This is a genomic window from Nonomuraea sp. NPDC049480 (genome assembly GCF_044465905.1).
In the GTDB taxonomy this organism is placed as follows: Bacteria; Actinomycetota; Actinomycetes; order Streptosporangiales; family Streptosporangiaceae; genus Nonomuraea.
Window position 1 is genome coordinate 117,725 of the sequence record NZ_JBITMD010000006.1, and the last position, 13,945, is coordinate 131,669.

The window sequence follows — 13,945 nt, forward strand, 5'->3', positions numbered from 1 at the left end:
TACCCAGACGTCGCGCTTTAAGCGATCACGCCGGAAGGCGGGCCGGGATAGCGCTTTCCGAGGTGATGAGGTGAAATATCACCATCGTTCTACACGTTTGGAGAGCCCGTGCCACTGTTCGACTTGCCGCTTGAGAAGCTCCGCAGCTACCTCCCCGACCGCGACGAGCCCGCCGACTTCGACGACTTCTGGGCCCGCACCCTGGCCGAGGCCAGGCAGTTCGACCTGGCCGCCGAGTACGTCCCGTACGACCTGCCCTTCGCCGCCGTGGACGTGTACGACGTCTCCTTCGCCGGCTGGGGCGGTCACCGGATCAACGGCTGGTTCCTGCTGCCGCGCGGCCTGGAGGGGCCGGTGCCGTGCGTGATGCACTACATCGGCTACAGCGGCGGGCGCGGGTTCCCCAAGGACCACCTGATGTGGCCCGCGGCCGGGTACGCGGTGTTCGTGATGGAGACGCGCGGCCACGGCGGCGGCAACGCCAACAGCCCCGGCACCACGGGCGACCCGCACGGCAGCGCCGGCCCGCAGGCTCCCGGCATGATGACGCGCGGCATCCTCGACCCCGACGACTACTACTACCGGCGCGTCTTCACCGACGCCGTCCGGGCCGTGGACGCGGCGCTCGAGCACCCGGCGGTGGACGGGGGCCGCATCGTCGTGGCCGGCGGCAGTCAGGGCGGCGGTATCGCCCAGGCCACGGCGGCGCTGCATCCGGCCGTCAAGGCGGCCCTCATCGACGTGCCGTTCCTGACCCACTTCCGGCGCGCCGTCGAGATCACCGGGCGCGACCCGTACCAGGAGCTGGTCCGGTTCCTGTCCACCCGCAGGGACAGCGCCGAGCAGGTGTTCCGCACGCTGTCATACTTCGACGGCATGAACTTCGCGGCCCGCGGCCGGGTGCCCGCGTTGTACTCCGTCGCGTTGATGGACGACGTCTGCCCGCCGTCCACGGTGTTCGCCGGCTACAACCACTGGCAGGGCCCCAAGGAGATCACCGTCTGGCCCTGGAACAACCACGAGGGCGGCGGCGGCTTCCAGTCCGAGGAGCAGCTGCGCTACCTGCACAAGCTGCTGGCCGGCAGCTGAGCGACGCTCCCCGCCGCGGCCGGGCCTGGCCGGCCCGGGCCGCGGCGGGTGCGCGTCAAGCCGGCTGCTCGGTCACCAGGAAGGACACGCTTCCCTGGTCGTCGGCTCCGGCGTCGAGAGACTTGTCCTCCAGTACGGTGGCGGCCACAGGGTCGAGGTAGACGCGAGCGCCCTCCGATTCCACGATCGCGTCTGCCGGTTCCGGTGCGGTGGCCAGGGAAAGGGTGAGCGAGGTCGCGCCCTCGCCCTGAGACGAGATGCGGATCCCGCTCTGGGTCGGCTCGGGCGCGGACGCGGTCAGGTCGCGAATCGCCTGAGCTGCGTTGGCTGTCAGGGTGAGCACTACGGCTCCTCCTCACGGTCGACGTTCAGGAGTTGCCTGCCCTTCCCCCTTAATCTCACCCCAACCCTTTCTGACTGTTTCTTTACCAAGAATTCCCGCGATCTCGTACGGCACTGGACGTGTGCCGCCCGCGTGGACAATGGGGTCATGGACTTCGCGACGCAGAGGGAAACCATGGTGGCGCTGCTGCGGCAGCGTCACGACGTCAGCGAGCCTGTGGCGGAGGCGCTGCGCACGGTGCCGCGCCACCTGTTCGTGCCCGGCGCCGACCCAGATGAGGCGTACCAGGACGGGCCCATCGTCACCAAACGCGACGCCGAGGGCCGGCCGATCAGCTCGTCGTCGCAGCCCGCCATCATGGCCATCATGCTCGACCAGCTCGGCGTGGAGCCGGGGCACCGGGTGCTGGAGATCGGCGCGGGCACCGGCTACAACGCCGCGCTGCTCGCCCGCCTCGCCGGGCCGGAGGGGCGCGTCGTGAGCATCGACATCGACGAGGACCTGGCCGCCCAGGCCAGAGAGCACCTGGCGGCCGCGGGGGAGTCCCGGGTCGAGGTGGTGTGCGCGGACGGCGCCGGGGGTCACCCCGAGCTCGCCCCGTACGACCGGCTGATCGCCACGGTCGGCGTGTGGGACCTGGCTCCCGCCTGGCTGGAGCAGCTGAAGCCGGACGGGCGGCTGGTCGTGCCGCTCGACCTGCGCGGCGTGCAGGTGTCGGTGGCCATGGAGCGCGAGGACGGGCACTGGGTCAGCCGTTCCGTGGCGCCGTGCGGGTTCATGCGGATGCGGGGCCCGTACGCCGGGCCCGAGGTGCTCACGGTGCTGCGGCGGGATCCCGAGCTGATGCTGGGACTGCCCGAACGGCGCGAGGTCGGCGACGTGGTCGCCGCGCTCGACGCCGTGCCCACCGAGATCACCACCAAGGTGGAGGAACCCGCGCCGGGGCCCGTGATCGGCATGGACATGTCGCTGTGGCTGGCCCTGCACGAGCCGCGCTGGTGTGTGCTGAGCCGGCAGGGGCCCGGCGGGCCGGCCATCACCGCGGGCATCGTCGAGGGAGACAGCATCGCCGTGCTCGCCGCCGAGGGTTTCCTGATCACCCGCGGTCACGGGGCCGGCGGCGCCAGGCTCGCGGCCGAGCTGGCCGGGCACGTCACGGCGTGGGACGAGGCGGGCCGCCCGCACGCCGGAGGCCTGCGCGTGGAGGCGTACCCGGGGCAGGTGGACGCCGAGGGGATCGTCATCCGCAAGCGCCACACCACCTTGGTGCTGAGCTTCCGCTAGGGGAGCACCACGTGGCGGGACGCGCCCGGGCGGCCCGAATACCGGTACGTCCCCTCATTCGCGACTACCCTGCGTAGTGGATCAGTGTCGCCATGTCATAGGAATGCCCATGCGTACTCGCCTGACCCTCTTGCTGGCCACCGCCGCCCTCGCCGGCTGCGCCCAGGCCCCGACGAACACCGCCGCCCTCGAGCCGAAGCCCGACACGCCGCCGTCCGAGCAGGACCAGGCCTGGCTGCGGACCATCCACGAGGGCAATCTGGCCGAGATCCAGGCGGGGCGGCTGGCGCGGGGCAAGGGCATGACGAAGCGGATCAAGGCGATCGGCAAGATGCTCGTCCAGGATCACGCCAAGCTGGACGTCCAGGTCACCGGCACGGCCACGCGGCTCGGCGTCCGGCTCCCCGCCTCTCCGTCCGCCGAGCAGCGCGCCGAGATCGCCCGGCTGCGGGACTCGACGGGCAAGGACTTCGACCAGGACTTCCTCGCCGCCATGACCAACGAGCACATGGCCGCGATCGCCGCCACCAAGACCGAGATCTCCGGCGGATCGTCCCAGACGGTCGTGGCCCTGGCCAAGGCGGCGGCGCCCAAGCTCCAGGAGCACCTGGACGCCCTGCGGAATGCCCACGGCGAGTGACGCGCCGAGCCGAAATCCCGCCCCGGCGAGGTGTACTCAGGCGGGCATATGGGGTATTTGTCCCTTTTGGGGAGGAATGTCGACGCGTCGGGGGATCGTCATGGCCACGCAGGCGGAGATTCGCAACCTGCTCGAATGCCATGTCGTCGGAGAGGACGGACGCCTGATCGGGAAGGTCGGCCAGGTCTACCTCGACGACCGCTCCGGCGAGCCGGAGTGGGTGACTGTGCGCACGGGGTTCTCCGGCATGAGGCAGACCTTCGTGCCGCTGACCGGCAGCCGGCGCTCCGCCGAGGAGATCCGGGTCCCCTTCGACCAGGAGAAGATCAAGGGTGCTCCGAGCATCGACGTGGACGGCCGCCTGACCGCGGAGGAGGAGATCGGCCTTTATCGGTATTACGGAATGTTGCCGATCGTCCCCGCCCAGCGCACCGGCGACCATGACGCCGACCGCCCGTGAGTGGCCGGTCATTTCCATTTTCACCTTCCCCGAACGGGAAATTCATCCGGCCGGTTGAAACAGCTCCACGAGGTTTCCCGAGGGATCCTCCAGCAGAATCTGAATGCCGCCCCGGCCTGTGACGAGGTCGCCGCGGAATCGTGCGCCGCTCTCGCGCAGCCGCGCCGCCTCGGCGGCGACGTCGGCCACTTCCATCTGGATGCGGTTCCATCCGCCGGGCTCGGGAACGCTGCCGTCCGGCATCGGCCGGGCCGCCCCACCTGGGCCGCGAGGGGCGCTGAGCAGCAGGCGCAGCCCGTCGCGGGCCACGATCGCGAACGCGGGGGACTGGTCCGCAACGGCCTCGAAACCGAGAAGGCCGGTATAGAAATCGACGGCGGCGGTGACGTCGTCGACGATGTATCGGACGCTGGGCGGGGCCATTGACGCCTCCGGTGGTTGACTCGTCATCTTCCACATGAAGGATATTTCTCAGTTCAACGGACTTGGGGTCCAATCGCTGATTTTTCCTGAAATAAAGGAATAGAGCTCGCCCCTGAGCATGGCGCAGGTAGGCCTTTTTCCGGACCGCAATCGGCGCGGGCTCCAAGGCGATCTTGACGTGCCCGGCCGGTCCGGGAGGCGCGGCCGGTGCGGGCCGGACGGCCGCCAGGCCGGTGCGGCCGGACAGGCCGTGGACCTGTGACCAGGCCCGCCCAGCCGCCGCGAGGCCGCCGGCCCTGTGCGGCGGGAGGCGGATCGGGATGAATCGAGTCTAGTGACGAATCACTATCGATCGGGTAAGGCACGGACTGCTGGGAGTGATCTGGTAGCGGTCAGTAGCGGGCCTCCGGCCTGTCCCGTGCCGGGCGCCGCGGGCGGTCCGGAGACCGGCGACAGGGCCGCGACCACGGCTCCGGGCATCGGCGGGGCCTGCTTTCCTCGCCTGTCCCTCGCCGTTCGCCGGACGGTGCGGACTCTAGATCATCCACGCTCCGTGACGCGGCATTCATCTGCGGGAAGCCCCCCGTTCACGCCGCCGCCCGCCTTCGCGGCAAGGGATCCATGCTCTATCTGTTAAGTGCCAGTTGACAGAAAACCGCCCGCTGCGCACGATCGGAGCGGCAGTATTAAGTGTGAATTTACGAAGATCGCATACGGCCCACGGGTCAGGAGGTGGCCTCAGATGAGCATCGAGCCAAGGGCGAAAGTGGCCCCAGAGCGAGTGCCGCCTGCCTGGGAGGTCCCGGTGCCGGTGGCGCCGGAGACGGCGGCTCAGCAGCGCGTGGTGCAGCGGATCTGCGCCAGGGTCGCGCCCGAGGGCATCGACGTCGGCGTCGGCGAGCTGCCCCCCGGCGGCCTGCAGGTGTGGATCGACACCCCGGCGCCGCCCGGCGAGCAGGAGGGCTGGGTCCTCTACCACCGCATGGCCCGCGAGGTGTCGCTGGTCGGCTGGCACTGCGAGGCCGACAAGGACCGCCTGCTGGTGCTCGGCTGGAGCGCCGCCTGCCTGCACAACCGCGTACGCCTGCTGCAGAGCGGCCTGCGCCGCCTGGCCGGCTTCGAGCACACCGCCCAGCGGGCCGTGCAGCTCGAAGGACGAAGCCCGGACGACGGGCCCGCCCCGGAGATCGTGGCCACCACGTGCGCCTCGATCGAGCGGCGCCTGCGCTGGCCCGAGCGCCTGGCCGAGCTCGACGGGTTCGAGCGCAGCTCGGAGCTGCCCCACCTGCAGCTGCTCCTGGCCCAGGTCATCGGGCTGGAGTCGAAGGTCGCCGCGGCCTGCCAAGAGCACCTGGTCATGGCCCGGGTGCTCGCGCGGGCCGTCTGCGAGCAGTACGCGCGGCACTGCGACCTGCGCCGTGCGCAACGAGACGTGCTGGCCGAGTCACGCCGATGGGTGCACGCCAGCTCCTTGATCCGTGGCTCGGCCGCACGGCCGAGCTCCACCGGCGGCGGCCGTCCCCACATGGGACTGGCGGAACGCCGGATCGCCGCGAGCGTCATCAACCACGGCGTGCCGCGGGCCACCCCCGCGGCCGTCACTCCACGGGCCGGACACACCGGCCACGAGGAGGGCCGAGCTCCGGCGCGCTGACCACAAGCCGCTCAACGGCGAGTGGCCACCCGGAAAACCCCATTTACATCCGGTAGGAGAGCTCCCGTCATGCGAACCCCCCCGCACCTGCCCGGCCGCACCAGGCACGAGTCCCGCGACACCGGCACCGCCGTACATCCGCACAGGCCCCGGCGGCACCCCTACGGCCTGCACGAGGTCCCCGTGCAGTCCCCGCCGCGCACGAGCTCAGGCACGCTCGATTTCCCCGACGCCGTTCCCGAGACGGACCTTCCCGAGACCGACCTGTACGTCGAGCAGCGGCTGCTCGGCATCAGGGAGATGTCCAACCAGGCCATCGGCTCCATCGACGACCTGCTCCAGCACACCGCCTGAGAAAGCCAGAGGAGAACCATGCAGGAGCTAACGCGAGTGGAGCTGATGCCGCGTGACGTCGGGGGTCACCAGCCTCGCTCCATAGTGGGCACCGAGACGCCGCGCACCCTCGACGAGGTACGCGCCCTCGTACGGCGTGCCATGACGACCAGACGCCGCCTCTACCCGATCAGCACCGGCAGGAACTGGGGGATGGGCTCGGCCATGCCGGTCACCGATGACAACGTCGTCGTCGACCTCAGCGGCATGAACCGGATCCGCAGCCTCGACCTGGAGGCCGGGTTCGCCGTCATCGAGCCCGGCGTGACGCAGGCGCAACTGGCCGCCGTGCTGCGCGACACCCCGTGGATGCTGAACGTCACCGCCTCGTGCGCCGACACCTCGGTCGTCGGCAACGCCCTCGACCGCGGCGACGGCTGCATCCGCTCCCGCGTCCATGACGTGGCCGGGCTGGAGGCCGTGCTGGCCGACGGCAGCGTGGTCACCACCGGCGGGCTCGACCCGTCCGGCCGTTACCACGGCCGGGTCGCCGGGCCCGACCTGACGCCCGCGTTCGTCCAGCACAACCTGGGCGTCGTCACCGCCATGGCGATCGCGCTGGTGCCGCGCCCCCAGACCGTCGGGCTCGTGCACGGGCGCATCCCGCGCGACCAGGTCGCCGTCGCGCTCGACGCGGTCGCCGGCTTCCTGCGCCGCGGCAACCCGGCCGAGGGGCTGCTGCGCGTACGCGAACTGTCGCTCTTCCCGAGCCACGGCGACTGGCTGCTGCCCGCGGGCGTCGACCCGAGCCTGTTCACCATCATGGGACCGCTGATGGGCAGCGACGCCACGGTGGAGCTGGCCGAGGAGCTGCTGCGCAAGGCGCTGGTCGAGGTCGAGGGCGCCGAGGCCCTGCGCGTCCTCGACGCCGCCGAGGTGCGGCCCGACGACCCGCTGTACCCCAGAGCGCTCATGGCCCAGGGCATCCCCACCTGCCTGGGCGTGCGCAACGCGCTCGGCGTGGCCTCCTGCGACGGGATCGACGAGGGCCCGATCGGCTTCCTCGCGCTGCTGCCGCTCATGCCCACCCACGCGCGCAAGACCGAGCACCTCCTGGCCGCCCTGCAGACGGCCGTGGACGCCCACACCACCGCCCTCATGGTCGAGTGGAACCTCGTCAGCAGGCACATGGCCAACGGCGTCATCCAGATCTTCTTCGAGCGCGGCGCTCCCGACGGGCCGTACCGGGCGCACCAGCTCCGCAACGACGGCAACTGCGTGCTGCGCGGCCACGGCTGCGCGATCTACCGCTCCGACATCGACCACGCCGCGGCCGACGTCTGGTCCGAGACCAGCACCGCCAGCCTAGGCATGCTCCACCGGCTCAAGACGGCGCTCGACCCCGACGGCCTGCTCTCGCCCGGCCGGTACGGCGCCTGATCACTTGAACCTGACGACACGTCCCTCTTCGCCGGCCGCACAGCCGGAGTGTGCCCGGCCGGCGGAGACCACTCATAGCTTGGAGGTGACCACGTGCGTTCGTCACCAGCGCGGGGGACGGGCACGCCCGGCCTGAACCGCCGCCAGGGAGTCATGCTGCGGCTGGTCGGCGCCGGCGTCATGCTGACCGTGATGGCCGACACCACGGCCACCACCCTGGCGGTCGGCGTGCTGCGGTACACACCGGCGGGCGCCGGCATGCCACTCGGCGACCTGGTCTGGCTGACCAGCGCGGCGTTCATCCCGATCGCGGCGCTGCTGGCCTCGGCCGGCCGCTGGGCCGACCTGTTCGGCCGCCGGCGGGTGCTGGCCGTCGGGCTGGTGGTGTTCGTGCTGGGCGGCATCGCCACCGTCACCGTCGAGTCCTGGTCGCTCGTGCTGGGCGCGCGGGCCATCCAGGGCGTCGGCGCCGCGGCGATGATCCCCGCCAGCCTCGGGCTGCTGCTCGGAGAGCTGCCGGAGTCGCAGCGGCGCGGCGCGATCGCGCTGTGGAGCTCCGCCTCCGGGCTCGGCTGCCTGCTCATGCAGGCGGGCGGCGGCTGGCTGGCCGCCACCGTCGACTGGCGGGCGCTGTTCGTCCCCGACGTCGTCATGGGCGTCGCGCTCCTGATCGCCTGCGTCGCGCTTCCGCCGGGTAAGCGCGCCGGCGCCAGGGGCCTGCCCGACGTGCTCGGCGCGTGGCTGCTCGCCGCCGGGATCGCGGTCGTCGTACTGGCCATCTCCAAGGCCATGGCCTGGGGCATGGACGTGGTATGGCTGGCGCTGGCCGCGCTCCTCCTCATCGGCGGGGCGCTCGCCCAGGCCAGGCACCACCGCCTGCCCGCCATCGACCTGGCGCTGTGGCGCCGGCCCAAGTTCGTCTGGGGATGGCTGGCCACGTGGTGCTTCGGCGCGCTGTCGTACGGCCTGCTGACCGTGCAGCCGCTGTACCTGCTCCACCTCGGCTACCCCATGATCGAGGTGGCCATGTGGCTGACGCCCACGTCGGTGGCCGTCGTCGTGACGAGCTTCCTGGCCGGAAAGATCGTCAAGCGGATCGGCGCGTACGGCCTGATCTACGCCGGCTCGCTGCTCTGCGGCGGCGCGTGCGTGCTCGTCCTCACCCAGGTCGGGCCCACCGTGTGGGGCCTGGTAGCCAGCGTCGTGGTCGGCGTCGGAGTGGGCGCGCTGGCGCCCGGCACCTCCGTGGCCACCACCCTGGCCGCCCGCCCCCACCAGTACGCCTCCGCCGTCGGCGCGGCCACCATGGCGCGCATGGTCGGCGGCGCCGTGGGCATCGCCGTCGTCTCCGTGGTCATCGACCACCCGTTCATGACCGGCCCCTTCGAGGGCCTGGCCGGCGCCATCGCGATCTGCGTCGCCATCTCGGTGCTGATCGGCGCGCTGGCCCTCACCAAGATCACCCGGCTGCGGCCCGACCCCGGCGACGTCATGATCAAGGTGCCGCGCCGGATGCTGCTGGAGTTGCGCATGACCCTCGCCACCGTCGCGGCGGAGGCCGACGCCTTGCTGCCTGTCGAGACCCGCACACCCCCCATGGACCATATCCCGCGGCCCCGGACGGCCGAATCCGGCCCGCTCGCCGGCACCCGCGGGCCTGCGAACTAGTTCAACCACCGAAAGGGCTCTCGTCATGGCAACCACATCGTGCGACGTAGCCATCGTCGGCGCCGGGCTCGGCGGCTGCTTCCTGGCGTTACTCCTGGGCCGCCGCGGCCAGAACGTCGTCGTCATCGAGCAGGGACCCTCCATCCCCAGCGCGGGCGCCGACTTCCTCAAGCCCCCCGGGTTGCGGGTGCTCGCCCGCCACGGGCTGGCGGACCTCGTCGAACGCCACGGCCTCAGGCGCGACCTCATCCGCTACTACCACGACGGCGACCCGATCAGGGAATGCCGCTTCCCCGACGGCGGCTTCCTCATCCGCCCCTACAAGGAGCTGGTCGAGCTCATCTACGCGAGCTGCGCGATGGAGGGCGTGGACTTCTGGTTCGACGCCGAGATCGACGACATCGCGACCGGCGACGGCCGGGTCGAGGAGCTGACGCTCTGCGACGGGCGCCGGCTGCGGGCCGACGTCGTCATCGGCGCCGACGGCACCAAGTCCGCCGTACGCCAGGCGCTCGGCATCGACCAGGTCACCATGCCGTACGAGCGGCTGCTCATGCGGGTGGCCACCGTGCCGCTGACCGCCAGCGTCGCCCGGCTCAACCGGCTCTACTTCAGCTCCGACGGCTGGCTCGCCTACCTGTACCCGCTCAACAGGGACCAGGCCAGGGTGTTCGTCGGCCTTCCCCCGGAGGATGACAAGGAGGTCTTCCAGGACGGCATCCCCACCCTGATCGACGAGCTCAAGAAGTTCGTCACCGAGAGCTCCGACGCCTTCGACTCCCTCCAGCCGGCCACCTGGCAGCGGATCAAGGTCTCGTCGCTGCGCGTGTCGGCGTACCACCAGGGCAACGCCGCGCTGCTCGGCTCGGCCGCGTTCGCCTGCCACCCGATGACGGGCATGGGGATGAGCTACACGCTGCACGACGCGGAGATCCTGGCCGACGTCATCTGCGCGGCGGGAGGCGACGGAGAACTGCTTGACCGGCTGCTGTACGCCCGCTACGAGCCGCGCAGGCACGCGCACCGGCAACTGATCGACTACGGCGACGCCCTGGCCGCGACCTTCCACGACCGGGACGCCTACCTGGCCGCCTTCCGCCCGGAGCTGCACGTCTACGGGGTGGCCGCCGCGCCGGCCGAGCCGCCGGCCCTGCAGCTCGTCTAGAGCCGCGCCCCCGCCGTCCGCCATTCCGAACCGGTGCGGTCGTCCTCATTTCCCACGCTGAGTGCGGTACGCCGGCCCGATCACCCAGGCGGCGGGGGCGCTCTTCTGTGGTAGGGCCTGCCCTACCACAAGGACGGGTGACTGCGGGGGTTCGCATAGACTCCGGCACAGCGATGCTGATGGGTATTCGCACACGACTCACCGGCATCGGAGAACAATGTGACCGTAGTCGACACGGCCCGCGCCAGGACATCGGGGGAGCGGGGGAGCGACTTCGCCAAGCTGTCACGCCGCGTCGCCCAGGCCGGGCTGCTGGACAAGCGGCCAGGCTACTACACCGCCAGGATCGGCCTCGTGGCGGGCCTGTTCGCGGGGACCTGGGCGTTGTTCGCCGCGGTCGGGGACTCCTGGTGGCAGGTGGCGGTCGCGGTCCTGCTGGCCGTGGCGTTCGCCCAGGTGACGCTGCTGGCCCACGACCTGGCGCACGGGCAGATCTCCCGGTCGCGGCGCTCGTCCAGGGCGGCCGGCCTGCTGGTGGGCAACCTGGCCATCGGGCTCAGCTACGGCTGGTGGATGGACAAGCACACGCGCCATCACGCCAACCCCAACCACGAGGACCACGACCCCGACGTCTCGCCCGACGTGCTGCTCTGGTCGGACAACCAGACGGAGTCCGCGGGCGCGGTGGCCAGGATCATCGGCCGCTGGCAGGCGTTTCTGTTCTTCCCCCTGCTCACCCTCGAAGGACTGAACCTCAAGGTCGCCAGCTTCCGCGCGCTGCGCCGCGAGTCGCTCAAGAGCCGGAAGGTCGAGGGGCTGCTGCTGGTCGCGCACAATGTGGCGTACCTGGGCGCGCTGTTCCTGGTGCTCTCACCCGGCAAGGCGCTGGTGTTCCTGGCCGTGCACATGGCCTGCTACGGCGTCTACCTGGGGTGCACGTTCGCGCCCAACCACAAGGGGATGCCCGTGCTCACCGCCGAGGACGAGCTGGACTTCCTGCGCAAGCAGGTCCTGACCTCCAGGAACGTGCGCGGCGGGCACCTGGTCACCACCGCGCTCGGCGGGCTGAACTACCAGATCGAGCACCACCTGTTCCCCAGCATGCCCACGGCGAACCTGCGCAGGGCCCGGCCCATCGTGCGCGAATACTGCGCGTCGATCGACGTCGACTACGCCGAGTGCGGGCTGTTCGAGTCGTGGGCCCAGGCCATGCGGCACCTGCACGAGGTCGGCCGGCCGCTGCGCCGGGTCAGGACGTGATGATCAGCTCCAGCCCGTCGAACTCCACCTTCACCTGATGGCCGGCCCGGACCAGGACCGTCCGCAGCGCTAGCTGGACCGCGTTGCGGACGGTCGCGTGCTTCACCAGCTGCTCGGCCGTATTGCCCCAGGTGACGATCACCCCCCGCAGGGGATCGTGCCAGACGCCGAGCCCGCCGTCGGCCGGCAACAGCGAAGGCTCGACGGTGAAACCCGCGGCCGTCAGCTCCCGGCGGACCAGCTCTTCCAGGTCCCGGCCGGCGCTCGAGGCGGTGTCCATCACGGTCCGCTGCCCCGCCCACGGGGGCGCGAACCCGGGGTGACGCAGGTGTCTCGTGCGAGGATGTGGGTTGTGTCCTTCGCGTCATCAGCGCCCCGCCGCCGACGGTGATCCGGCTGCTCGTCACCGCCCCGGTTCGCGTCGCGACGCCGTCGTGGCGGCCGGCAACCCCTCCAGAGATCCCCGCATGGGCGGGAAGGACCGTCTCCAGCGCGGTCGGCAGGCGAGGACCGCCCGGGTGCTTCCGCTGAAGCACGTCCCGGCGCGCCGGCTCCATCGGCGCGCGTCCTCACCTGTCCACCACATTCCGGAGATCCACCCGTGAAGTCCTTCCTGTGGCCGGCGCCGGCCTGCGTCGCCCTCCTCGCCCTCCTCGCCTTGATCGCCTCGCCCGCGTACGCCCACGACGCGCTCAAACGCAGCTCCCCGGCCAAGGACGCGGAGGTCTCCGCGGCCTCCGTCGAGGAGATCGAGCTCGAATACAACGCGAGCGTCAAGTTCCCGGTCGTCGTGCTGCACGACGCGGCGGGCGATCAGGTCCCGCTGGACAAGCCGCGGCTCGCCGGGCCGAAGGTGTTCGCCGAGGTCACCGAGCCGCTCGCGCCGGGCGCGTACGTGATCGGCTGGCGGGTCGTCTCATCGGACGGGCATCCCATCGAGGGAGAAATCCCCTTCCGCGTGAAAGGATCGGCATCTCCGCCGGTTTCGTCCACTCCCACCGGGGAGGGGCCAGCGGAGGGCGGCCCGCCGGCCTCGGCCGGGGCGGCCGAGCCGTCGCCGGTCGGCGGCGCGTCGGCGGGCGTGCCCGGCTGGCTCTGGGGCGGGCTGGCGGCCCTGGTCGCGCTCGGCGCGTTCGTCCTGGTCAGGGCCGCGCGCCGAGGTCCGGACGGAAAGGACGTGCATGCGGATTGAGCAGGCCAGGCAGGCCGCGCGGCGGTGGGTGCTGGAGGAGGGGGTGGCGCTGCCCGGGTTCGGCGGCGCGTTCCTGACCGGGTCCGCGTTGTGGGCGGACCCCGGCGCGGAGCTGGCCCCGAGCTCCGACGTGGACGTGATGGTGATCGCCGACCCGCCCGCCCGGATCGGGAAGTTCCGGTATGAAGGGGTGCTGCTGGAGGTCTCCTGGCTTCCCCGGCTCGGGTCCGCGCACGAGGTGCTCAGCGACTACCACCTGGCCGGCAGCTTCCACCTGCCCTGCGTGCTCGCCGACCCCACGGGGCGGCTCACCGAGCTGCAGCGGATCGTCGCCCGCGACTTCGCCGAACGGCCGTGGATCCTGGCCCGCTGCACCGACGCCATGGACCGGGTGCGCGGGTGGATCAACGCCATGGACGAGTCCGCGCCGCTGCACGACCAGGTCAACTCATGGCTGTTCGGCACCGGGGTCACCACGCACGTGCTGCTGGTGGCCGGGCTGCGCAACCCCACCGTCCGCAAGCGGTACGCCGCCGTGCGGGAGCTGCTGGCCGAGCGCGGGCGGCACGACTACCACGAGGTGCTGCTCGACCTGCTGGGGTGCGCGGAGATGAGCCGGGAGCGGGTGGAGCGGCACCTGGACGCCTTGGAGATCGTTTTCGACGCGGCCGCGCCGGTGGCGGCGCCGTCGTACCGGTTCGCCTCCGACATCAGCGCGGTGGCGCGGCCGCCGGCCATCGACGGGAGCCGGGAGCTCATCGGGTGCGGCCTGCACCGGGAGGCGGTCTTCTGGGTGGCGGCCACCTACGCGCGGTGTCTGGCCAAGCGGGCGGTGGCGGGGCTGGCGGGTTACGAGGACGGGTTCCTGGAGTTGCTGGGCGACCTGGGCGCGGCGACGTTCGCCGACCGGCGCCGCCGCGGCGACCGCGTCCTGGCCTCCCTGCCCGGCCTGTGGCAAACGGCCATGTCCCTCTGCTGACCCGCCACCCCAGCC

15 protein-coding genes are annotated in these 13,945 nt (G+C 71.5%); 12 read left to right on the forward strand and 3 right to left on the reverse strand.

Annotation, left to right across the window (positions count from 1 at the left end; all coding sequences use genetic code 11):
• Positions 1-108: 108 nt before the first annotated feature.
• Entirely contained in the window at positions 109-1,089 is a 981-nt protein-coding gene (locus ACIBX3_RS19125; protein WP_397118620.1) for an acetylxylan esterase, read from the forward strand.
• 55 nt (positions 1,090-1,144) lie between these two features.
• Here the strand turns inward: ACIBX3_RS19125 and ACIBX3_RS19130 are convergent, their stop codons facing one another.
• Positions 1,145-1,432, reverse strand: coding sequence for a Fe-S cluster assembly protein HesB (locus tag ACIBX3_RS19130; protein WP_397118622.1), 288 nt, complete (start codon positions 1,430-1,432; stop codon positions 1,145-1,147).
• 147 nt (positions 1,433-1,579) lie between these two features.
• Here ACIBX3_RS19130 and fxlM point away from each other — a divergent pair, with 147 nt between their 5' ends.
• From fxlM to ACIBX3_RS19145, 3 genes are all read left to right on the forward strand, one after another.
• Positions 1,580-2,716: a methyltransferase, FxLD system gene (gene fxlM, locus ACIBX3_RS19135; protein WP_397118624.1), complete on the forward strand. Its 1,137-nt coding sequence runs from the start codon at positions 1,580-1,582 to the stop codon at positions 2,714-2,716.
• 109 nt (positions 2,717-2,825) lie between these two features.
• Positions 2,826-3,356, forward strand: coding sequence for a DUF4142 domain-containing protein (locus tag ACIBX3_RS19140; RefSeq protein ID WP_397118626.1), 531 nt, complete (start codon positions 2,826-2,828; stop codon positions 3,354-3,356).
• Between the two features lie 76 nt (positions 3,357-3,432).
• Complete coding sequence (locus tag ACIBX3_RS19145) at positions 3,433-3,816, forward strand: PRC-barrel domain-containing protein (RefSeq protein WP_397118628.1); 384 nt, start codon at positions 3,433-3,435, stop codon at positions 3,814-3,816.
• 42 nt (positions 3,817-3,858) lie between these two features.
• On the opposite strand, the gene ACIBX3_RS19150 is transcribed toward ACIBX3_RS19145, so the two are convergent.
• The gene (locus tag ACIBX3_RS19150) at positions 3,859-4,239 is read right to left on the reverse strand and encodes a VOC family protein (protein WP_397118630.1); all 381 of its coding nucleotides are present in this window, start codon (positions 4,237-4,239) and stop codon (positions 3,859-3,861) included.
• A 742-nt stretch (positions 4,240-4,981) separates the two neighbouring features.
• On the opposite strand from ACIBX3_RS19150, the gene ACIBX3_RS19155 reads away from it, so the two are divergent.
• From ACIBX3_RS19155 to ACIBX3_RS19180, 6 genes are all read left to right on the forward strand, one after another.
• Complete coding sequence (locus ACIBX3_RS19155) at positions 4,982-5,893, forward strand: hypothetical protein (protein ID WP_397118632.1); 912 nt, start codon at positions 4,982-4,984, stop codon at positions 5,891-5,893.
• 69 nt (positions 5,894-5,962) lie between these two features.
• Positions 5,963-6,247 carry a hypothetical protein gene (locus tag ACIBX3_RS19160; protein ID WP_397118634.1) on the forward strand — a complete coding sequence of 95 codons (285 nt, stop codon included), beginning with the start codon at positions 5,963-5,965 and terminating at the stop codon, positions 6,245-6,247.
• 18 nt (positions 6,248-6,265) lie between these two features.
• Positions 6,266-7,666, forward strand: coding sequence for an FAD-binding oxidoreductase (locus ACIBX3_RS19165; RefSeq protein WP_397118636.1), 1,401 nt, complete (start codon positions 6,266-6,268; stop codon positions 7,664-7,666).
• A 93-nt stretch (positions 7,667-7,759) separates the two neighbouring features.
• Complete coding sequence (locus tag ACIBX3_RS19170) at positions 7,760-9,334, forward strand: MFS transporter (protein WP_397118638.1); 1,575 nt, start codon at positions 7,760-7,762, stop codon at positions 9,332-9,334.
• Positions 9,335-9,359: 25 nt separating this feature from the next.
• The gene (locus ACIBX3_RS19175; protein ID WP_397118640.1) at positions 9,360-10,499 is read left to right on the forward strand and encodes an FAD-dependent monooxygenase; all 1,140 of its coding nucleotides are present in this window, start codon (positions 9,360-9,362) and stop codon (positions 10,497-10,499) included.
• A 219-nt stretch (positions 10,500-10,718) separates the two neighbouring features.
• Positions 10,719-11,759, forward strand: a complete 1,041-nt coding sequence (locus ACIBX3_RS19180; protein ID WP_397118642.1) for a fatty acid desaturase family protein — start codon at positions 10,719-10,721, stop codon at positions 11,757-11,759.
• On the opposite strand, the gene ACIBX3_RS19185 is transcribed toward ACIBX3_RS19180, so the two are convergent.
• Positions 11,749-12,039: a hypothetical protein gene (locus ACIBX3_RS19185; RefSeq protein WP_397118644.1), complete on the reverse strand. Its 291-nt coding sequence runs from the start codon at positions 12,037-12,039 to the stop codon at positions 11,749-11,751. The two genes, ACIBX3_RS19180 and ACIBX3_RS19185, sit on opposite strands and share 11 nt — an antisense overlap.
• 321 nt (positions 12,040-12,360) lie before the next feature.
• On the opposite strand from ACIBX3_RS19185, the gene ACIBX3_RS19190 reads away from it, so the two are divergent.
• Both ACIBX3_RS19190 and ACIBX3_RS19195 read left to right on the forward strand, forming a co-directional pair.
• Entirely contained in the window at positions 12,361-12,951 is a 591-nt protein-coding gene (locus tag ACIBX3_RS19190) for a copper resistance protein CopC (protein ID WP_397118646.1), read from the forward strand.
• On the forward strand, positions 12,941-13,930 hold the full coding sequence (locus ACIBX3_RS19195; protein ID WP_397118647.1) for a hypothetical protein: 990 nt from the start codon (positions 12,941-12,943) through the stop codon (positions 13,928-13,930). Before ACIBX3_RS19190 ends, ACIBX3_RS19195 begins: the two co-directional genes overlap by 11 nt.
• Positions 13,931-13,945: the final 15 nt, after the last annotated feature.

What these genes read in the sequence shown, in the direction of transcription:
- ACIBX3_RS19150 (WP_397118630.1), bottom strand. Translation starts at nt 4,239, where the DNA reads ATGGCCCCGCCCAGCGTCCGATACATCGTCGACGACGTCACCGCCGCC.
- ACIBX3_RS19165 (WP_397118636.1), top strand. Translation starts at nt 6,266, where the DNA reads ATGCAGGAGCTAACGCGAGTGGAGCTGATGCCGCGTGACGTCGGGGGT.
- ACIBX3_RS19195 (WP_397118647.1), top strand. Translation starts at nt 12,941, where the DNA reads ATGCGGATTGAGCAGGCCAGGCAGGCCGCGCGGCGGTGGGTGCTGGAG.
- ACIBX3_RS19175 (WP_397118640.1), top strand. Translation starts at nt 9,360, where the DNA reads ATGGCAACCACATCGTGCGACGTAGCCATCGTCGGCGCCGGGCTCGGC.
- fxlM (WP_397118624.1), top strand. Translation starts at nt 1,580, where the DNA reads ATGGACTTCGCGACGCAGAGGGAAACCATGGTGGCGCTGCTGCGGCAG.
- ACIBX3_RS19160 (WP_397118634.1), top strand. Translation starts at nt 5,963, where the DNA reads ATGCGAACCCCCCCGCACCTGCCCGGCCGCACCAGGCACGAGTCCCGC.
- ACIBX3_RS19140 (WP_397118626.1), top strand. Translation starts at nt 2,826, where the DNA reads ATGCGTACTCGCCTGACCCTCTTGCTGGCCACCGCCGCCCTCGCCGGC.
- ACIBX3_RS19155 (WP_397118632.1), top strand. Translation starts at nt 4,982, where the DNA reads ATGAGCATCGAGCCAAGGGCGAAAGTGGCCCCAGAGCGAGTGCCGCCT.
- ACIBX3_RS19145 (WP_397118628.1), top strand. Translation starts at nt 3,433, where the DNA reads ATGTCGACGCGTCGGGGGATCGTCATGGCCACGCAGGCGGAGATTCGC.
- ACIBX3_RS19185 (WP_397118644.1), bottom strand. Translation starts at nt 12,039, where the DNA reads ATGGACACCGCCTCGAGCGCCGGCCGGGACCTGGAAGAGCTGGTCCGC.